Source organism: Herbidospora sakaeratensis, from assembly GCF_001570525.1.
Lineage (GTDB): Bacteria > Actinomycetota > Actinomycetes > Streptosporangiales > Streptosporangiaceae > Herbidospora > Herbidospora sakaeratensis.
Genome location: NZ_BBXC01000020.1, coordinates 146,552 through 165,854, shown reverse-complemented (window position 1 = coordinate 165,854; position 19,303 = coordinate 146,552). Strand labels below are relative to the sequence as shown.

General features: G+C 68.1%; 14 protein-coding genes. 9 read left to right on the top strand and 5 right to left on the bottom strand.

What is annotated here, in order from left to right; all coding sequences use genetic code 11:
- The first annotated feature begins 75 nt into the window (after nucleotides 1-75).
- Complete coding sequence (locus tag AW271_RS31100) at nucleotides 76-1,260, top strand: ROK family protein (RefSeq protein ID WP_062341168.1); 1,185 nt, start codon at nucleotides 76-78, stop codon at nucleotides 1,258-1,260.
- 46 nt (nucleotides 1,261-1,306) lie between these two features.
- Here AW271_RS31100 and AW271_RS38040 read toward each other — a convergent pair whose 3' ends face one another.
- Nucleotides 1,307-6,937, bottom strand: a complete 5,631-nt coding sequence (locus AW271_RS38040; protein ID WP_218008225.1) for a ThuA domain-containing protein — start codon at nucleotides 6,935-6,937, stop codon at nucleotides 1,307-1,309.
- 219 nt (nucleotides 6,938-7,156) lie between these two features.
- A complete protein-coding gene (locus AW271_RS40250) occupies nucleotides 7,157-7,324 on the bottom strand; it encodes a hypothetical protein (RefSeq protein ID WP_157554807.1) in 168 nt (55 codons plus the stop codon).
- A 265-nt stretch (nucleotides 7,325-7,589) separates the two neighbouring features.
- Between AW271_RS40250 and AW271_RS31090 the strand changes: the two genes are divergently transcribed.
- On the top strand, nucleotides 7,590-8,468 hold the full coding sequence (locus AW271_RS31090; protein ID WP_062341167.1) for a helix-turn-helix domain-containing protein: 879 nt from the start codon (nucleotides 7,590-7,592) through the stop codon (nucleotides 8,466-8,468).
- Between the two features lie 59 nt (nucleotides 8,469-8,527).
- Here the strand turns inward: AW271_RS31090 and AW271_RS31085 are convergent, their stop codons facing one another.
- Entirely contained in the window at nucleotides 8,528-8,725 is a 198-nt protein-coding gene (locus AW271_RS31085; protein ID WP_062341166.1) for a DUF397 domain-containing protein, read from the bottom strand.
- Between the two features lie 120 nt (nucleotides 8,726-8,845).
- Here AW271_RS31085 and AW271_RS31080 point away from each other — a divergent pair, with 120 nt between their 5' ends.
- From AW271_RS31080 to AW271_RS41175, 5 genes are all read left to right on the top strand, one after another.
- Entirely contained in the window at nucleotides 8,846-9,802 is a 957-nt protein-coding gene (locus AW271_RS31080; RefSeq protein ID WP_083977506.1) for an AfsR/SARP family transcriptional regulator, read from the top strand.
- Nucleotides 9,799-11,991, top strand: a complete 2,193-nt coding sequence (locus AW271_RS31075) for a hypothetical protein (RefSeq protein ID WP_062341164.1) — start codon at nucleotides 9,799-9,801, stop codon at nucleotides 11,989-11,991. The genes AW271_RS31080 and AW271_RS31075 overlap by 4 nt, the downstream gene beginning before the upstream one ends.
- A gap of 33 nt (nucleotides 11,992-12,024) precedes the next feature.
- The gene (locus AW271_RS31070; RefSeq protein WP_157554805.1) at nucleotides 12,025-12,894 is read left to right on the top strand and encodes a hypothetical protein; all 870 of its coding nucleotides are present in this window, start codon (nucleotides 12,025-12,027) and stop codon (nucleotides 12,892-12,894) included.
- Nucleotides 12,895-13,058: 164 nt separating this feature from the next.
- Nucleotides 13,059-14,126 (top strand): OmpA family protein, encoded by a 1,068-nt coding sequence (locus AW271_RS31065; RefSeq protein ID WP_169806420.1) that lies wholly within the window; start codon nucleotides 13,059-13,061, stop codon nucleotides 14,124-14,126.
- 12 nt (nucleotides 14,127-14,138) lie between these two features.
- Entirely contained in the window at nucleotides 14,139-15,443 is a 1,305-nt protein-coding gene (locus AW271_RS41175) for a hypothetical protein (RefSeq protein ID WP_218008224.1), read from the top strand.
- A 2-nt stretch (nucleotides 15,444-15,445) separates the two neighbouring features.
- Here the strand turns inward: AW271_RS41175 and AW271_RS31055 are convergent, their stop codons facing one another.
- Both AW271_RS31055 and AW271_RS31050 read right to left on the bottom strand, forming a co-directional pair.
- A complete protein-coding gene (locus tag AW271_RS31055) occupies nucleotides 15,446-16,723 on the bottom strand; it encodes an esterase-like activity of phytase family protein (RefSeq protein ID WP_062341160.1) in 1,278 nt (425 codons plus the stop codon).
- A gap of 70 nt (nucleotides 16,724-16,793) precedes the next feature.
- Nucleotides 16,794-17,720 carry an SDR family NAD(P)-dependent oxidoreductase gene (locus AW271_RS31050; RefSeq protein WP_062341159.1) on the bottom strand — a complete coding sequence of 309 codons (927 nt, stop codon included), beginning with the start codon at nucleotides 17,718-17,720 and terminating at the stop codon, nucleotides 16,794-16,796.
- Between the two features lie 207 nt (nucleotides 17,721-17,927).
- Between AW271_RS31050 and AW271_RS41710 the strand changes: the two genes are divergently transcribed.
- Nucleotides 17,928-18,227: a hypothetical protein gene (locus AW271_RS41710; RefSeq protein WP_218008223.1), complete on the top strand. Its 300-nt coding sequence runs from the start codon at nucleotides 17,928-17,930 to the stop codon at nucleotides 18,225-18,227.
- A gap of 118 nt (nucleotides 18,228-18,345) precedes the next feature.
- The gene (locus AW271_RS31045; protein ID WP_062341158.1) at nucleotides 18,346-19,248 is read left to right on the top strand and encodes a hypothetical protein; all 903 of its coding nucleotides are present in this window, start codon (nucleotides 18,346-18,348) and stop codon (nucleotides 19,246-19,248) included.
- Nucleotides 19,249-19,303 lie beyond the last annotated feature (55 nt).

The window sequence follows — 19,303 nt, the reverse complement described above, 5'->3', positions numbered from 1 at the left end:
GTCTAGAAGTTACGTACGGTCCAACTAATCTTTTGATTTTTCAGACGAAAGTAGCTTGTGAGGTAGTTTTTTCCCGTGAAGACCAACCGCCCGGAGAACCCGCACCAGGCCGCGCTGCTGCGCCTCCTCCGCGACGGGCCCAGGTCGCGAGCCCAGCTCAACGACCTCACCTCCGACGGAATGTCACGGTCCAAGCTGAACGGCGAGCTCGACCGCCTGATCGAGCTCGGCCTCGCCGCCCCCGACGGCTTCGCCGAGTCGCGCGGCGGCCGGCGATCCGGCCTGGTCAGGCTGTCGCCCGCCACCCGCTTCGCGGGCATCGACATCGGCGCCACCTCGGTCGACGTGGCCGTCACCGACGGCGAGCTGAACGTGCTCGGCCACGTGAGCGAGCCGATCGACATAAGGAACGGCCCGGCCCCGGTGCTCGACCGGGTGTTCGACCTCGTCGGCAAACTCCGCGAGCAGGGGCTCTACACCCAGCTCAACGGCGCCGGCATCGGTGTGCCCGGCCCGGTGAGCTTCGCCGAGGGGGTGCCGGTGGTGCCGCCGATCATGCCCGGCTGGAACCGCCACCCGCTGCGCGAGACGGTCAGCCAGGAACTCGGCTGCCCCGCGATGCTCGACAACGACGTGAACCTGATGGCGCTCGGCGAACTGCACGCCGGCGTCGCCCGCCAGGTCGACGACTTCCTGCTGGTCAAGATCGGCACCGGCGTCGGCTGCGGCATCGTCGTCGACGGCCGGATCTACCGGGGCGTGTCCGGCAGCGCCGGCGACATCGGCCACATGATGGTCGACGAAGACGGCCCGGTCTGCCCGTGCGGCAACATCGGCTGTCTGGAGGCCTACTTCGGCGGCTCCGCCCTGGCCGCCCAGGCCGAGTCGGCCGCCCGCAGCGGGGTCTCCCCCCATCTGGCCGCCCGGCTGGCCGCGACGGGCTCGGTGACCGCCGAGGACGTCGCCATGGCCGCCGCCCAGGGCGACCCGGTGGCGATCCAGCTGATAAGAGACGGCGGGCGCCGGGTCGGCCAGGTGCTCGCCGGTCTGGTCAGCTTCTTCAACCCCGGCCTGGTGATCATCGCGGGCGGGGTGGCGCGGCTGGGCCACATCCTGCTGGCCGAGATCCGCAGCGTGGTCTACCGGCGGTCGCTGCCGCTGGCGACGGGGAACCTGCCGATCGTGTTGTCTGAGCTGGAGGACGTCGCGGGGGTGGTCGGCGCGGCCCGGCTCATCAGCGACCACGTCTACTCAGCGTGAAAAAACCGGGGCGCCTCCGAAGAGGCGCCCCGGTCTCTGAAACGGGTTAGCTGTAGAACTCGATCAGCGCGGCGGCGTCCCGGAGGAAGGTCGCCTTCGCCTCGGCGTCGTTGACGATCTTGGGATCGTCGACCGCCTCGACGAACCTCTCGAGCTTCTTGATGATCTTCGGCTTGTCGCGGTCACGGCCCTTGTCCTCCGACGCCATGACCTTGGCGATGTCGTCCTGGAGCTTCGCGGCCCCGGTCGCCGAGATCTTCCCGGCCGCCTGGAACCGCTCGATCAGGAGCGAGATGTCATCGGTCGAGGTCGTGGTCGTGAACCTGACCTCCTTGGTGTACGTCCCGCCCGCTTCGGTCGTCACGGTCACCAGCAGGACGTGCTCGCCCAGGGCCAGCTTGTAGAGCGGCTGGACCAGGCCCGACACGTACGGCTGGCCGTCGAGCGTGCCGGTCACCGTCTTGACGCCGGCGCCCGTCACCTCCCAGGCGATCGTCACGTCGGCGCCGTCGCCGTACGAGCCGCCGTCCTGGACGCCGGTGATCACGATGGTCGGCGCGGTGTCCTCGATCGTGATCGTCGCGGCCTTGGTGTCCTCGACGTTGCCGGCCTTGTCGATCGCCCGGTAGCGCAGCTCGTGGTCGCCCACGCCGGTCACGGAGACCGCGGCGGTGTAGGTCGTCCACGCCCCGCCGTCGAGGCTGTACTCGATCTTCTCCACGCCCGACGTGGCGTCGGTCGCGGCCAGCGCCACCTGGTTCCCCGGCAGGAAGTCCGCCGTGGTCAGGGGGGTGGTCGCGTCGACCTTGAGAGCCAGCGACTTGGCCTGCTCGACGTTGCCGGCCTTGTCGGCCGAGCGGTAGTTGAGCGTGTGGGGGCCGTCGCCGGCCACCGTGACCGGTTCGACGTACGTCGTCCAGGCGCCGCCGTCGAGCTGGAACTCGGTCTTGTCCACGCCCGACCCGGCGTCCGTGGCGGCCAGGGCCACCTGGACGAGGCTGGTGAACCAGCCGCTCGCCGGGAGCGCCGGGTTCGGCGTCGCGGTCGTGACCGGGGCGGTGGTGTCGCTGCTCGGCTGGGTCACCTTGAAGTAGTCGAACTTGGCCGGCTTGGCCGCCGTCTGGTTGGCGCCCAGGGCGAACAGGCCGATCTTGCCGGCGCCGACCGCCGTGTTGGTCACGGCCTCGGCGATGGTCGTCCACGTCGTGCCGTCGGCCGAGTAGGAGCCGCGGAAGGTGGTGCCGGTCTTCTGCAGGCGCAGGTGCCAGACGCCCTGGGTGAGGTTGTTCGCCCCGGGCTGCGGGTTCTGCACCGAACCGCCGACCTCGCTGCGCAGCTCGATGCGGCGGGTGACCGCCGAGCCGGCCGTGTTGTCGGTGAGGAAGTCCATCTTCACGTAGTTGTCGTCGTCGACGTACACGATCAGACCACCCTGGTGGTACTGCTCGTTGAACGCCGAGCCGTCGAGCTTGGTCTCCAGGGTCCAGTCGCCCGAGGGCGCGGTCTGGAGGATGAAGTTCTTCGGCGCGGTGTTGGCCGTGCCGTAGATGTCACCCTGCGCGGTGTCGATCTCCAGGTTGCCGCCGGCGACCCGGCTGGTGGCGGCGTCCGGGCGGACGACCGCGTTCCAGCGGCAGACGTCCAGCGCGGTGCCGTCGAACTCGTCGTTCGGGCCCGGCTTGACGGCCTTGTCGTCGGGGGTGATGTGGAACCAGTCGAAGGCGGCGTCGACGATCGGGCGGGTGCCCGAACCGGCCAGCGAGACCAGGCCGATGCGCGGGTTGGCGATCCCGGCCAGCGCCTTGGTCTGCGTCATCGCGGTGAAGGTCGCGCCGTCCTGCGAGTAGTGCGCGGTGATGTTGGCGCCGTCGCTGACGAACCGCACGTAGACGGTGTCGGCGTAGGCGTCGCCGAGGTTCGGCGAGTTGCTGGCGGCGACCTCGTTCGGTACGCCGTTCTCCTCGCGGATGAACTGGAACAGACGCTGCGAGTGGTCGTTCGTGGCGCGAGCCTGGAGGACCATCTTGGCGTAGTTGTCGTCGTCGCCGTAGATGAGCAGGCCCGCCTGCTGGTACTGGTCGCGGGCGTTCATCGTGAGCTTGGCGGTGGCCGTCCACGCGCCCTGTGGCACCGGCTGGAGCACGAGGTTCGGGGTGCCGGTGTTGTTGGTGCCGTAGATGTCGGTCAGCGAGGTCGGCAGGACGAGCTTGCCGTCCTGGACCCTGAGGTTCTGGTCCTCGCGGATGACCGACCAGCGGTCACGGTCGAGTGAGGTGCCCAGGAAGTCGTCGGAACGACCCGAGAAGCAGGTGCTGGTGACCGCGTCCACCCTGATGCTCACCGACGCGGTGGTGGCCGCGCCCCGGGCGTCGGTCACGGTCACCGAGGCGGTGTGCGTGCCGGGGGCCGCGTAGGTGTTGCTCGCCGTCGCGGTCGTCGGCCCGAAGTTCCACTTGTACGTCAGCGGTGTGTCCCCATCGGGGTCGGTCGCCGTGGCGGTGAAGTCGACCTTCAGCGGGGCCGTGCCCGACAGCGGGCTGGCCGTGACCGTCACGGCGGGGCGCTGGTTCTCGGTGACGCCCTTGCCGACGAAGTCGATCCAGTTGAAGTTCAGCAGCGAGTCGCCCGCCGCCGCGCCGGCCGGCTTGCGCAGCACGAAGAACAGCGGCCCGGTCGTCGCCGGAGCGCTGGTCAGGTTCAGCGTGACGTCCTTGTACGTCTGCCACGCCCCCGTCGGGGTGATGTCGATCTGGCCGACCACCGGGCCGTTGTCGGGGTTGCCGGTCTTCACGAGCACCGTGCCGCCCACGCCGGCCGAGGCCGTGCGGAACCGGATCTGGGAGATGCCGCCCAGGTTGACCGGGCTGAAGGAGAACCAGTCGCCGTCCTGGGTGAACCCGATGTTCTGGTTGCCGCCCTGGGTGTCGCCGGTCGCCTCGATCTGCACACCCGCCGGGTCGGTGCCGACGCCGTCGGCGACGCGGCCCGTGCCCGAGAAGTGCTCGGCCTGCTTGCGCTTGGGCTGGAGGATGACCTCGGCCCGGCCGGTCAGCGACTGCGAACCACCCTGGCCGCCCTTGTCGGCGTAGGTCGCTTCGAGGATGTAGAAGAGGTTGTCATCGATGCCGTGACCGCTGTCGGTCAGGGTCTGGATCGTGCCCTCACACCCCTGGTGCTGGTCGAGCGGGTGGCCGTGGCTGTCGTGACCCAGGTAGGCCTGGATCTGGACGCCGGCGCAGTCGATCGTGCCGTCCTCGGGGTCGGTGACCGAGATCTTGTAGCCGACCTGGTCGCCGAACTCGAAGAAACCACCGTTCGGGGGCAGCGTGAGCGTCACCGTCGGGCGGGTGTTGCCGGCCGTGATCGGCAGGTTGGCGGTGCCGTGCAGGCCGTCGGGGTTGGTCACCGTGAGCACGGCGCTGTACTGGCCGGCCTGGGTGTAGGTGTGGCTGGGGTGCTGCGCGGTGGAGTCGGTGGTGCCGTCGCCGTCGAAGTCCCACGCGTAGGTGATCGGCTTGCCGTCCGGGTCGCTGGAACCCTGGCTGGAGAACTGCACCGTCAGCGGGGCCGGGCCGTCGGTCTTGTCGGCGGAGACGCGCGCGACCGGCGGGCGGGTGCCCTTGACGTACTCGATGCGGTAGATGCCGGAGTCGGCGTTGTCGCCGCCGAAGCCGGAGCCCCACTCGATGAGGTACAGGGCGCCGTCAGGACCGAACTTGATGTCCATGGGGCGCTTGAAGCTCATCCCGGTCAGGATCTGGTTGATCTTGACCTGGGCGTCGCCGGCCTCGTTGAGCAGGAACGAGAACATCTTGTTCGTGTTCCACTCGCCCATGATGGCCTTGCCGTCCCAGTACGCCGGCCACTTGACCGTCGACTCGGAGGCCGCGTCGTAGCGGTAGACCGGGCCGGCCATCGGCGCGCCGCCGTTGAGCTCGGGGAACCGGTTCGGGTTGGTGGAGTTGACGTAGTCGATCGTGGCCGGGACGGCCGGCGGGAGCTGCGTCAGGCCGGTGTTGTTCGGCGACTCGTTGACCGGGTTGGCGCAGTTGAAGGGCTGCCCCGGCGTCTTGGTCGCGAAGTTCCAGTCGATGTACGGCGTGTTGTTGCCCACGCAGTACGGCCAGCCGTAGAAGCCGGTCTTGCTGACCAGGTTCCACTCGACGGTGCCCTGCGGGCCACGCTGCGGGTTGCTCGCGCCGGCGTCGGGGCCGTAGTCGGCGACCATCACGTGGCCGGTCTTGGCGTCCAGGCCCATGCGGAACGGGTTGCGGAAGCCCATCGCGTAGATCTCGGGACGGGTCTTCTCCGTGCCGGGCGGGAACATGTTGCCCGGCGGGATCGTGTACGTGCCGTCCGGCTGGACCCGGATGCGCAGCAGCTTGCCGCTCAGGTCGTTGGTGTTGGCGGAGGTGCGCTGCGCGTCCCAGGTGGCACGGCCGGCCTGCTCGTCGATCGGCGCGTAGCCGTCGGAGGCGAACGGGTTGGTGTTGTCACCCGTCGAGAGCCACAGGTCGCCGGTCTTGTGGTCGAGCAGGATCTGGCTGCCGTGGTGGCAGCACTCGGCGCGCTGCACCGGGATGTTCAGGACCTGCTTCTCGCTGGCCATGTCGAGGGTGTCGCCGACGACCGTGAAACGGCTCAGCCGGTCGACGTTGACCCCGGCGGGCGAGTAGTAGACGAACACCTGGTTGTTGGTGTCGAAGTTGGTGTCCAGCGCGATGCCCATGAGGCCGGCCTCGTTGGCCGTGTGCACGTTGAACTTCGCCGCCGTGACCGTGGCGCCGCTCGGCTTGATGATCTTGAAGTCACCGAGACGGTCGACGAAGAAGACGCGGCCGTCCTTGGCGACGTCCATCATCATCGGGTTCGAGGTGTTGTCGTCGAGGGTGATCTTCTCGTAGCTGCCGGACTGCGAGGCCGCGCAGTCGGCCTTCTCGACGCCCGCCGCCGTGCGGATGCCGCCGAGCAGCATCTTGGTGAAGTTCGCCTCGACGAAGCTCTCCTTGGTGTGGCCGAGGCCGGTGTACCAGGAGCGTCCGCCGTCGTAGTCCTGACACCAGGAGATCGGGTGGTCGATCCCCATCGTGCCGCCGGTGTACGACTTCTCGTCGAGCGACTGCAGCACGTGCACCGTGCTGCGCGGGTTGGTCTGGTAGTCGTACCACTCGTCGACCCGGGTCCACGTGGTCGGCAGGTGGGCCGTCGACGGGTGGGCGGGGTCCTCGGTCCGGAGGGTGGCCTGCTGGGTGGCCGGGTGGCTCTTGAAGTAGCCGCCGACCAGCTTGCCGTACCACTCCCAGCCGTAGTGGGTGTCGGAGGCCGAGTGGATGCCCGCGAACCCGCCGCCGCCCTGGATGTACTTCTCCAGCGCCGCACGCTCGGACGCGTTGCTCAGCGGGTCGCCGGTGGTCGACAGGAAGACGACCGCGGCGTACTGCGCGAGGTTGGCGTCGGTGAAGGCCGCGCTGTTCTCCGTCGCGTCGACGGCGAAGTTGTTCTCCGTGCCGAGCTTCTGGATGGCGGCGATGCCGTCGGGGATCGAGTCGTGCCGGAAACCGGTCGTCTTGGAGAAGACGAGGACCTTGAACTCAGGGTCGGCCGCCGCTGCGACGGCCTGCGCTTGGGCGTGCGCGGCCACCGGCGGGGTCAAAGGCAGCACGAGGGCAGCGGCCAAGAGGAGAACCTTGGCCAGCCTTCGAAAAGGCATGAAGAGACCTTTCCTGACAGGAGGGAGACAGTCAGGCAAAGCGCGCGCGCCGATCACGCTGCCACGTATTCAGTTAGCCGGAGATGCCACTCCCCGGGTGATTAATGAGGTTTGTAACACGGATGTTTCCGCTGGGCACAGGGGTGATCAGGTAACGATTGCGATCAGTGCGGCCGCTTCCCGCTGTCAGTCACGCCGCTTTCCGCGCTTGGCCCTGGCGATCGCCCGCCTCAGCCGGTTCCAGGCATCGACGATCTCGGCGGCCTTGATCAGGATTTCCCGGATCTGCCCCAGACAGAGGGTGATGACGCCGGCGCCGGCGGCGATCAGGAGTGTGGCCGCCTCCCAGGTCATCGGATCGCTGCCGATCGGGTCTGGTTCGGGGCGATTCGGGCGGCTATGATGCTTGCATCGTTATGAATCAAAGCGAATCGATTCATGTCCATTGTCACCTCACCTGACTCTGTGTCATCGGACGACGCAGGATGGAACGGTATATGGGCCTTGACAAACCAAAACCATCGCTGATCTAGTATGCATCCCCACGAATAGCTCCGAATCGCCCTGGTGGGGATAGAGGGCGATTCATCACGACATGACATGATTCAAGGAGTTACGGGTGGTTCGCGAGCCCGCGGAGAACCTCGAAGGAGGACGGCGGCGCCTCGGCGCCGAGCTTCGCCGTCTTCGTGATCTGTCCGGGTTGTCCGGCCGTGATCTGGCCCAACGCCTCAACATCAGCCAATCGAAGGTCTCCAGGATCGAGTCGGGCGCAGCCGTGCCGACCCTTCCCGAAGTCAGGAAGTGGGCTGAGGAGGTGAACGCCTCGGAGGAGACGGCCGAACTGCTGTCGGCCCTCACCGACACCGCTCACACCGACGTCCGTTCGTGGAAGGCCGAGCTGGTGGACCAACCGCACCTCCAGGGCGACGTCCGTGAGGCGGAGCGGGCCGCCCGTCGGATCTTCGCTTTTCAGTCCTCTGTCGTGCCCGGGCTCCTGCAGACCGCGGAGTACGCCCGCCGGGTGTTCTCGATGTTCCAGGTGCCGTACACCAAGGAGCAGGCCGCCGCCGCGCTGGCCGGCCGACTCGACCGTCAGCTCATCCTGTACGACGAGGGCCGCTCCTTCCACTTTCTGATCACTGAGGCGGCCCTGCGCTGGCGGCCCACCGGAGCCGCGGCGATCATGGCCGCCCAACTCGACCGGATCAGCACGTTGAGCACGTTGAGCAACGTGTCGATCGGTGTCCTGCCCCTCGATGGTGAGGCGGGGGTGCCCTTCTCGCACGCCTTCACCCTTTTCGAGTCCGCCGACGATGAGACCGGCGAGTTCGTCAGCATCGAGACCGTCCACGCCAACATCACCGCTCACCGCCCTTCGGATGTGGAGCTCTACCGGAGCCGGTGGGCGATGTACCGCGAAGCGGCCCTTGTGGAGGACGACGCCCGTCGCTTCCTCACCGGGCTGGTCGCCCAGTTCCAAAAGGAAGGCCGATGAGGCCGCCCGTGGGGGGCCTTCGGGGCCGGAGCATCGTCTCCGGCCCCGAAGGGGTCGGCTTAACCGACGTCGAACTCGCCCAGCTTCGCGCCGGCGATGAACGCGGCCCACTCGGGCACGGTGTAGACCTGCACCGGACCGTTGGGAACCTTGGAGTCGCGGACGTAGACGTAGTCGCCGTGCCGCGCCACCTGCACGCACGCGCCCTCGTCGCAAGCGCTGCTGATCTGCCACTTCAGCAGTACAGACTCATTCATTCGCAAAGCCCTTCTCGTTTCTCGTTTCCATCGACCGTTTATCCGGTCACAGAACGAAGCCAATCAATGCAATCTGTAATCGAGCGCAAGCTGGCCTGGGCGGATCTGGAGTTTGGCTGAATGAACCTGAACATAAGAATTCTCCCCGCTGTCCAGGTGACGGTCGACGGTCATCGGGTTCGTCTTACCGGCCATCAGCAGGGTCTCGCGATCGTCCTCATGACGCTGGACCGGGGGGTCGTTCAAAGAGAGACGTTTTTCGGCGGAATTTGGGATGGGAAAAAGGACGACGAACTTCTCAACACCCTTATGTCGAGCCTCCGCGGCTCTCTGGACAAGGCGGTTCCGGGGGCCAGGAAGCTGATCACCACCCACCAGAAGGTGGGCTACCAGTTGCGGTCATCGCCGGAGGAGATCGACTACCACCGCTTTCGGCGACTTTCGGCGGCGGCCGCGACCGCATCTCCTGGGGAAGCGCTCGAACTCGGCCGGCGAGCGCTCGCCGAGTGGGGCTCCCACAGCGCCGGCCTGTCAGGCCCGCAGCCGTTCGGCGGATACGTCCCGGGCTCGATGACGCTGCGAGCGATAAGAGTCAGAAAAGAGTATCGGCGGACACTCCTCAATCTGCTCGGAGTGCGTCTGGAACTCGGTTTGCTGGACGAACTCATCCCCGAACTCGACCGCCTCGTCCTGGAAGCGGGAGAGGACGAGGAACTCGGCCGCCTTCGCATGGAGGCGCACGGCCGGGCGGGAAACAGAGGTGCGGCGGAAATCGCATTCGACTATCTCGCCAGGTCCTTGGAGAAATCGCGGAAAAGCTCTCCGAGCCCGGAAACCTTCGCACTGAGGGAGCGAATCATGAAGAACGAACCCACACTCCGCCTGGTCGCTTCCGAGCAGCCCGGCGGAGACGAGACCATCGACGCGGAGCAGTCGCCCGCCGCCGAGAAGACGGCGGAACCCGAGGAAGCACCGCCGACCGCGGCCGGGATGGGAACGATCCATGTGACCGGTGAAAGGGCCAGGGTGAACCAGCTCTGGCACAGCACCTACCACGAAGCTCCGGAGTCCCCATGACCGAGGAGGCCGCCTCGCCGCCCGACGACGTACGGTCCGTGCCTTCGGAGCCGCTCGCGGAACCGGTGATCGACATCGAGAGCGGCCCGGCGCAGGAGCCGTCTGGCGAGAACGGGCAGAAGGAGCCCGCCACGCCCGCCACGCCCGCCACGCCCGCCACGCCCGACACTTCTGCTGATCCGCAGCCCGAGCCGAGGCTGGAAGACAGCGACCCCGAGGCCTCGGCCGCCGACGACGAAGACGCGCACACCGCTCGCATGAACGGCCTGCGTGGCACCCACGTCTCCGGCGACAGGGCCAGGGTCTTCCAGGCCCAGGAGCTCTACTACTTCGGCGGCGAGGTCGCGCAGCGGCCGCGGCACGGCACACTCGGCGCCGCATTTCTCGCCAACCTGCTGTTGACGATGGCCGACACGCCGTCCGTCGGGCGTCTCACCGAGGCGTTACGTCACAACTCGGCCGCCCAGTGCTACGTCGGCGGCCCCGGACAGGGACGCACCACCGCCGCCATCGCGGGCGCCATCTCGTTCCTGGAGAGCCACCGCCTCCCGGTGCACGGCAACATCCGCCTGCTGGCCTCCGAACGCGGCTTGGCCGCTTTCGATCCGAAGTCGATGCCGCCGAACTCGGTGATGGTGCTGATTCTCGGCTTGGACGAGGCGGTCCCCGCCGTCGCCCAGCTCGTGGCCATCGCCGAAGGACTACCCCCGCGCTGCGCGCTGATCGTCGTCACTGCCGAGGAGCCGAGCGGGTCGACCGGGCTGAGGCTCGGTTTCGTCGTCCACCACGAGCCGCCCGCCTCAGAGGCGGTGTTCTTCCGCCACGTGTCCACCAAACTGGGTGACCTCCGGGCGGGCGAGATCCTCGGCCAGCCGACTGTGGCTTACGAGGTCAGGAGATGCCGGTCGCCCCGGAAGGCCGCCGCGCTCGCGGCGGCCGTGCTCGACGAGGTGGCGGGCGCGGTTCCGGACGAGCAGCTGCTGTCCCGCCCCGACCCGTCCACCGATCTCAAGAACGCCGAAGGGGAACTGCTCACCCCTCAGCGGGTCTGGCAGAAGAGTTTTCTCATCACCGCTGCCGTCATGCACCGCCAGCCTGCCGGGACCGTGATACGAGAGGCCACCCGATTCGCCGATCTGCACCGCGGCGACGGTCTCCACGACGACCCCAGTCAGCATGACTGGTTCGCCGGACCGATGAGCAAGTGGTCGGCGTGCGTGGAACTGGTCGGCGACGTCGAGGGTGACGGCGCCGGCCGGCAGGTCCGGCTCACCCACGACGACCTGGAGACGTCGATCCTTCAGCTCGTCTGGCAGGACCATCTCGGCGAACGGGACACGCTCATCCGATGGCTCGGCCCGCTCGGCAATCATCCGCGAGCACCGGTCCGCGTCAAGGCCGCCCATACCGCTGCCCGTCTCGCCTGCTACGACTTCGATGTCGCCATCAGGGAGATCATCCAGCCCTGGGCGGCTGACGGCGGATTCCGCACCCGCATGACCGCCGCATGGGCACTCGAGTGGCTCAGCGAGAGCCGGTTCGGCAAACGCGCCAGAGGTCTGGTCCGCGGCTGGGGCCATGAGGGGAACCTGCAGCTCAGGGCGACCGCCATCGCGGCATACGGGACCCTGCTCGGCGTCCGCGACCCGGATGAGGCGCTTGCCGCGATGCGGCTGGCCGTCGGCGGCCGGATCGAACGGCTGGATGGCTCTCGTGATCCCCTGGTCGACCAGGCCGAGCGGGAACTCATGAAGATCGTCCAGCAGGCGCTGATGAACGTGTTCCGTGACGGCCTCGAAGAGAAGATCATCCACGAGCTGGCGGAATGGACGGAAGCGCCGCATTGGAGGTGGCGGCGGGCCGCAGCCAGGTGCCTGCTGAGCTTCGCGCCGAGGAAGAGCAGGGACCGTGGTTGGCCTCGGCTGGCCGAACTCGCGGCCGGGCAACCGGATGTGCACCGCGATCTCGTCCTGCTCTGGTGCAACGCCCTCGCGGGCGACGAGAAAGTCTGGGACGCACTCCATCAGTGGCATGTGCTGGCGGGCAGGTTCGGCGGTCACGCACCGGCCGACGGCTTCGCTCCCTACCTGAAAACCCTGGTCGCCGACATCGAGGCGCACGACGAGGACCTCGCGAAGAGCCTCGACTTCCATATGCGCGTGTGGCGCTTCCGCGACCGGCGCGGTTAGGCGCGCACACCAACGAGGAAACGGAGAAACGCCATGTCCGATCCATCCCAACCCCGCAAGGGCCTGTTAGGGCGAGTGGTCGACTGGGTCAAGGGCCTGTTCTCGTCGGGATACGAGAGCGAGACCCCCGCGCCCATCCTGCCCGTCCCGAAGACGACGAGGCGTACCAGGAACTTCTCCTTCGCCACTCCGGCGAAGGGCGACGCCTATGACTTCACCATCGAGGTCGACCTCTGCCTCTGTGCCACGGGAACGGTCCACGACGACGAGGTCGGTACGAAGATCGCCGATCGATTTCGCGATCTGGAGACCGTGACGAGGAACGTCGTCCGCGGTACGGCGCGGGAGTTCCCGCCGTTCCGGCCCGGAGCAGCCGAGCCTGCGGTCACCGTTCGGGTTCAGGAGGCGATCGAGGCCGCACTCACCGGCTCGCCCGACGAGGAAGGGGTCAACTTCGACTGCACGGCGGTCGTGCGGGTCCAGGTCGACCCGGCGATCCGCGACCTGCAGCGCCGGTCGATCGCGGAACAAGTCCAGGCCGAGGCTCGCTACGAGCTGAGTGAGCAGGCGGCACAGCGTCTCGGTGAGCTGCGGGTCCGGTGGGCCGAGTTCATCGAGAACGGTCTCCCCGAGTGGGAAACGCCCTACGCGGTACTCATGGCGCAGGCTCCGGCCCAGACCGCCGCCGTGCTCGACGCCATGCGCGACGACCGGAAGAAGGAGGCGCAGGGACTGGTCGACACCGTTGCCCGAGTCGCGGCCGGGCACGAGCGAATGGACCTGCTGGAGTTCGCGATGGCCACCGACGGCACCCTCGCCAAGGCCTACGACCTGCTCGGCATTCCCCGGCCCGAGCTCGGCCCCGAGACGTTGTTCTCCGAGCGGGAAGAAGCGAGCGTCTGATGCGGCCACGAACGAGGACGGGCGTTCTGCTCGCGGCGCTCACGCTGACGACGGCGAACGGGTGTGGCCTTGGGGAGTTACTGGTCCCGAGCCCTACCGGGCAGGCCGACCGGTGCTCGGAGTTGCTCACCGAGCCCATCGGCGCCGCGCCTGACGCCGCGTCCGTGACAGTCCTGCTCACCGACGGCTCGTCGAGTAGTTACAGCGCCACGGAACCCCGTCGCCACCTCGACTGGCCGGCCATGGTCGTGCAGCGACTTCCGGACGCCCCGAAGAACCTGATCACCGCCGGCGTCTTCGGGGGATCCGTCGAGTGGCGTACCGAGAAGATGACGCCGGGCGACAGCCAGAACGCTCTCCGCACCAAGAACGACCGCGAGGACACCCGCGCCTGCCTGAACGCGGAACTGACCGGGAAGTTGAACGGCGGCTCCGCCGCGCCCCAGTCCGATGTGCTGCGGGCGGTGGCGACCGCGTCCCAGCAGATCGGGAAGTACAAGAAGGTTCCCAAGACAGTCGTCATCGCCACCGACGGACTGAGCAACACCGGGTGCGCCGACCTCCGAGGCGCGGACATCGGCGACCACTCGGTCATCCCGGCGCTCGTGGAGGGCTGCCAGGCTGAACTGCCGAAGCTGGACTCCAGCTACACGGTGCAGTTCGTCGGTCTCGGGAACGTGGCTCCAGGCTGGCCCGACATCAAGACGCCACAGCGCACCTGGCTGATCGACCTGTGGAAGCAGATGTGCACGGCAATGAAGGCGACGTGCCTCGATCCGACCGCCGAGGCTCCGAAGACGGCGGACGCGTCGTCGGTGACCCTGGCGGATGACGCGGAAGTCCGTATGCCGGGGATGACCAAGACACCGGGAAACCCGACCGTGCTGACCCTGCCGGCTTCGATCCTCTTCAACAGCGACTCTTCGACCCTGGAACCCCGCGCGCAGGAGGCCATGGGTTCGGTCCTCAAGGAGATTGCCGCGCTCAAGTACACCCGCATCGTGGTGAACGGGCACACCGACTCGACCCACACCCCGGAGCACAACCGGCAACTGTCGAAACGACGCGCGAGCGCGGTCGTGAAGGTGCTCCGCGACCACGGCGTCACCCCGGCCACCGCACGTTGGTACGCGTCCACGCGCCCTGCCTGCACGCCCGAGTACAAGAAGGGCGTGCCCGACCCCGTGGCCATGGCCTGCAACCGGCGCGTCGAGATCGTCGTCTACACCTGACCGAGGTTTTCCATGACTCATCCCGCGCCACCCCGTACCTCTTCCGATCCCTTCTCACAGTGCCCGTCAGGATGTGTCTGCGGCGTTCGCGACCTCGTCGCGCGCGCGGCCGACACCGGATGGCGCGAGGCGGAGGAGATCGATGCCACCGAAATGCGCGCCATGCTGGGGGCGGTCCGCAGTGGATTCGACGCGATCCGCACTGACCACCGCCTCGCCCCCCGCCGACACGCCGCCACCGACCGCTGGAATCGGGCCGATCGGCAGTTGAACCGGCTCGCCCGCACGCTCAGCACCAACCAGATCGGCGCGAAGGCCACGAAGGTCCGGGAGGCGCAGCGCGCGGCCGACGCCGGTCCCCGGCGGTCGCGCTGGTTGAGGCGGATGCGATGGCCCATGGTCATCGGCGTCGGCCTCTTCGAGGTCTGGTATTTCAAGCAGGTCTTCGAGTACCTGACCTCGGCCACGGGCGACGCGGGGAGCAGCCAGAGCTCCGGCCTGATGCACCTGTGGGAGACGATGGCCGCCATCATCCCCGGCGTGGCGCTCGCCGTCATCACCGCCGCCGCCGGAGAGTTGCTGCAGCGGCCGCTGAGCGCCTGGCGGACCTTCGCGTTCGATCGGCCGGAGCGGGCGGACCGGCTGCCGACCCGGGCGGGACGCTGGCTGATGCGGGTCTTCTGGTGGACGCTCCCGGTCGTGTTCATCGCCGCGCTGCTCATGGTGATCGGGAGTTGGGCGGCGATTCGAATCCTGTATCCGCGGGGTGATTACCCAGTGATCTCCGTGGTTCTCCTGATCGCGATGTTGTCGTTCGGCGCGGTGGTGGTGAAGGCGGCCGCGGCGGACAAGGAGGCCGAGGAACTCAGCGCCGCGTCACGTAGCCTGTGGCGGTCGAAAATGATCTACCAGCTCCGGTCAGGGTGGGCCGACCGGTCCATCGCGGCCTACGACTCCGCCTGGGGCGACCTGCGTACCCTTCGCGACGAGATGATCGGTCTGCTCCGGCTGAAGATGGTCTCCGCGTGGGAGGGCTTCATTCTCCGGGTGCGCGCCCTCCACCGGCAGACCGGCAACGTCGCCATCGCGGAGCCGGTCGTGGGAGAGGACGAGCTGCTGCCCACGCCCGAGTTCCAGGGCATCGCCCAGCCGTCGATGGAGCCCGGCCCGTTGCTGGAGGTCTGCCGCCTGGTGGACGAACGTCACCCGGACGAACTCCGCCACCGCAAGCGGGTACTCGACGCCATCTACAGTGGCCAGCTCACCGGGACCGGTGGCCCGGCCGTGGTTCAGGCCCTGCCACCGGCCCCGCGATGAGATCAGTGCAGCCGCTTGGGCAGCTTGATCGTCACGATGCGGCTCTTCACTCCGCTGTCGATCAGGCGTCCGTCCGTGCCGAACTCGCCCAGGCCGAAGTCGTTGTCGTTGGCCACGACGATCGTCCACGGGTCGAGGATCGCCAGGCCCTCCACCTTGCCGGGCAGCGTCGGGGCCACCTTCGACAGGTCGGCGATCAGCTTCTTCGGGGCGGGCCGCACCGGCGTCAGGTCGGTCAGCGCCTCCAGCGACGGGGTGGTCGTGGTGCGGTCGTACTTGCCGCCGAGGAGGTTCTTGGCCTTGGCCAGGTTGATCTCGTAGACGTGCGCCACCTTGTCGGTGCGCTCGTCGACCAGGATCCGGTCGCCGGCGACGTGGGCCAGGCCGGAGATCTTCATCTGGCTCTGGTCGCCGTTGTACGACGGGTCGAAGGTCTTGATGTCCTCGAACTGGTAGGCGTACTCGCCGGTGACCCGGCCGCGCCGGATGTCGAACGTGAGGATGCGCGCGGTGCGCGAGACGTCGCCGACGGCCTTCGTCGGGTTCTGCAGCGGGCTCTGCACCGCCAGGTAGAGGGTGTTCCCGTTGATCGCCAGGCCCTCGAAGCCGCGGTTCTGCGGCCGGAGCGACAGGATGGCGGGCAGCACGTCCTTCACCGGGTAGTCGGCGCCGGTCAGGTTGAGGCCCTGGGGCACGTACCGGGCGATGACCCGGCCCTTCGGCGACACGTGGATCAGCGAGGGGCTGTACTCGTCGACGAGCCAGAAGTCGCCGTGGCGGTCGACCACGACGTCCTCGGTGTCGACGCCGCTCGGGTTGTAGTCGAGCTTGGTCAGGCCGTCCCAGGTGTACGGCAGCTCGTCGTGCCCCTGCTGGTTCGACATGCCCGTGACGGGCTTGCCCGACCGGCCGGTGATCGGGATCCACTGCTTGACCTCGACGCCGAACCGGGTCGAGATCCGGGCGATGGCGGGGGCGAACTCGGGGATCGGGAAGGTACGCCGCTTCTCGCCCGCCACGGTCGGCTGCCCGTTGGGGCCGCGGTCGGTGACCATCCAGAACTCGCCGCTCCGGGAGGCGGGGAACAACCCGGAACCGATGCCGCCGAGCTTGACGCCGCGGTCGTCCTGGATCGACGACTGGAGTTCCTTCAGCGGGACCGAGGGGATGGTCACGTCCTTGACGACGACCGGGGCGGGGGCGGGCTTCGCCGTGGCCGTACCGGGGACGACGAGCGTCGCGGCGGCCAGGGCCAGACCGGCGAGGGCGGGACGGAACATCGGCGTACCTTCCGTTATGTCACACAATTGCCAGCCGACCACCGTAATGACCGATCTTGAACATCGGGCCTCATCCCGATGAAGGGAAACCGGCGGGCATGCGCATCGGCCCGCCCCCGAAGGGCCCGCCGCCGACCAGGACCGTCGACCCGGCCATGTAGCCGAACTCGTTGGTGGCCAGCGCGACCACGGCCCGCGCGATCTCCTCGGGCGTTGCCATGCGTCCCAGCGCCGGGACGTTGAGCGGCCCCCACGCCTTCTTGAACCCCTCCCAGACGGGATCGGGCAGGCCGGGCCGGACCAGCGCGGTGTCGGTGGTGCCGGGCGCGATGGCGTTCACCCTGATCCCGCGCGGGCCGTAGTCCATCGCGGCGGTCTCGACGATGCCCTTCATGGCCTGCTTGCTCGCCGTGTACGCCGCGCCTCCCGGCCGGCGCGACTCGGAGGTGGTGCAGATGATGACGCCGCCGTTCGCCAGCAGGTGCGGGACCTCGTACTTGATGGCCAGGAACACGCCCCGGGCGTTGGTGTTCTGGACGTCGTCCCAGTCGGCCACCGAGAGCTCGTGCAGCGGGCCGGTCCTGGTGATCCCGGCGTTGTTGAACGCGACGTCGAGGCGGCCGAACGCGGCGACGGTGTCGTCCACGAACCTCTGGAGCTGGACGGGATCGCGGACGTCGGCCTGCACGTACCGGGCCCCGGTCGCCGCGGCGACCCGGGCCCCCTCCGCCTCCCGCCGCCCGCAGAACCCCACCCGGGCCCCTTCGGCGGCGAACGCCTTCACTGCGGCCTCCCCGATGCCGGAGGTGCCGCCCGTAACGAGCACGACCTTCCCGGCGAACCGCCCTCGCGGCGGCGCGGCAGCGGCCGGACTGGTCGGCGGGTCACGAAGGAACGGCGGGACGACGACGGCCCCGGCCAGCGCGGCGGCCCCGGCCCCGGCGGCGGCGAGCCCGAGCACGGCTCGGCGGGCGGGCTTGCGTGGTTCTTCGGTCATGGCTCCAGCGTCACCGCCCGCCGTGCGCCGCACCTCCCGCCGCCGGACGTCCCGGCTCCTCCGACCGCAGGATCGCCGGCGGCGCCCCGAATGACCAGAACGGCGATGCCGGGAATGGACATGTGTTCTGTCGGAGATGGCGGAATGTTGTGACCGAGGATGTCACGCTCAATGGCGTATGCCCGGCGAATGCAGGGAGAGCGAGTGATGGCGTCAAGGAAGGAAATCACGGATGTTCTCGAGGATCTGGTCCTGCCGGCCGGTCTGGCGGTCCGAACAGATTCGAGTCTCAAATCTCATGTGAAAAAAGTGGCGGACAGGGATGATGCGAAGAAAGCCAAGAAGGGCGACTATCTGCGCCGCAAGAGAGAGCTGACTCCGTTACCCCCTTCAACGACCAGACTTCTGCGTCTCACCCCTTGGCATGTCCTGCACGATCTCGCCTGTGCCCTCTCGTTGGCCCGGCAGGGAGCAGGTCGTGGCCTGGCGAACACTGGGGGAGCCTGAAATACAGTCAGGCCCTGGACGCCGGGAGCCAAACGTATATGGCGCTCTCGGCAGAGGGTAAGGAATTCAGTCTCACGAACTCGGCCATGGACTCGCGCGGCTACTCGCCCGCCATGTCTTGCGGCAGCTCTATCCAGGCAGCCTTGTCTCGATAATCCGTGCGGACGTCGTCATTCGGGCCGGCTGGGCCCGGCGGTCGCTGGGATACGGCTACCAGCCGGATTTCTTCGCCGAGATCTGGCGACCCGGGGAACCTTCACAGGTGATCCCGATAGCCGCCAAGGGAAATCACAATCGCCGTCCGGCGACCTCCTATACGCAACTGGCCGCCGGCTCCGCGCATGCTGACTCGATGGTCATCGGGGCGCCGGATGAGACGCCCGGTCTCCTCTTGAGCACGCAGTTGTCACCCGAGGGCCCGCTGACCATCCACGCCCTTCACGCCCGCGGGAAGGGCGATCTGCTTGAGACGCCCGACCGTCCGGCATGTCGTCTGAACGATCCGGCGGAGCAGAAGAACCTGCCGCTCGGGATTCGCGTGTCCAAGGACCACGTGGAACCGGGGTTCCATCTGATGCCGAGACATTTCCGGTGGTTCCAGCAGGTGCTGGCCAGAACCGCCGCCGCCGGTGTGGCGGCCTTCGCCGGGGACGCGATGGTCGCCGCCAGGTATTTGACCGAGAGGCAACGGAACGGAGACCGCGGTGACTCCATCGCCCACGCAGCGGCGGGGAGCGTCCGGGACGCCGGCTACGGACTTCTGGGGATGGATTTCGTCGGCACCGACCATGTCTTCCGGCTGAACAACAAACGTGTGGAAGCGTTCTCGGGTGTCGAGACCGGCTTGTTCGATCTGCTCTCCGCCGAAGGGGGAGGCGTCGAGGAATACCGGAAGGCGATCTTCGCCCAGCGCGGGAACTGGCCTCAGGAGACCTGGGATGAGTCCTGGGGCGGTCCCGTCTCGGTGCAGGATGACGGGACCGTCCTGGCCATTCGAGCGCTTCCGACCTGCGATCACTGACCGCAGGATCGCCTGCGGCGGCTCGCCTGCCGCCCGCAAGTGTCACGTGCGAGAT

Bases quoted from the DNA above. Each gene is read 5' to 3' on its own strand.
- AW271_RS31075 (WP_062341164.1), top strand. From the start codon at position 9,799: ATGACCGAGGAGGCCGCCTCGCCGCCCGACGACGTACGGTCCGTGCCT.
- AW271_RS41175 (WP_218008224.1), top strand. From the start codon at position 14,139: ATGACTCATCCCGCGCCACCCCGTACCTCTTCCGATCCCTTCTCACAG.
- AW271_RS31085 (WP_062341166.1), bottom strand. From the start codon at position 8,725: ATGAATGAGTCTGTACTGCTGAAGTGGCAGATCAGCAGCGCTTGCGAC.
- AW271_RS31055 (WP_062341160.1), bottom strand. From the start codon at position 16,723: ATGTTCCGTCCCGCCCTCGCCGGTCTGGCCCTGGCCGCCGCGACGCTC.
- AW271_RS31070 (WP_157554805.1), top strand. From the start codon at position 12,025: ATGTCCGATCCATCCCAACCCCGCAAGGGCCTGTTAGGGCGAGTGGTC.
- AW271_RS31080 (WP_083977506.1), top strand. From the start codon at position 8,846: ATGAACCTGAACATAAGAATTCTCCCCGCTGTCCAGGTGACGGTCGAC.
- AW271_RS40250 (WP_157554807.1), bottom strand. From the start codon at position 7,324: ATGACCTGGGAGGCGGCCACACTCCTGATCGCCGCCGGCGCCGGCGTC.
- AW271_RS41710 (WP_218008223.1), top strand. From the start codon at position 17,928: ATGGCGTCAAGGAAGGAAATCACGGATGTTCTCGAGGATCTGGTCCTG.
- AW271_RS31050 (WP_062341159.1), bottom strand. From the start codon at position 17,720: ATGACCGAAGAACCACGCAAGCCCGCCCGCCGAGCCGTGCTCGGGCTC.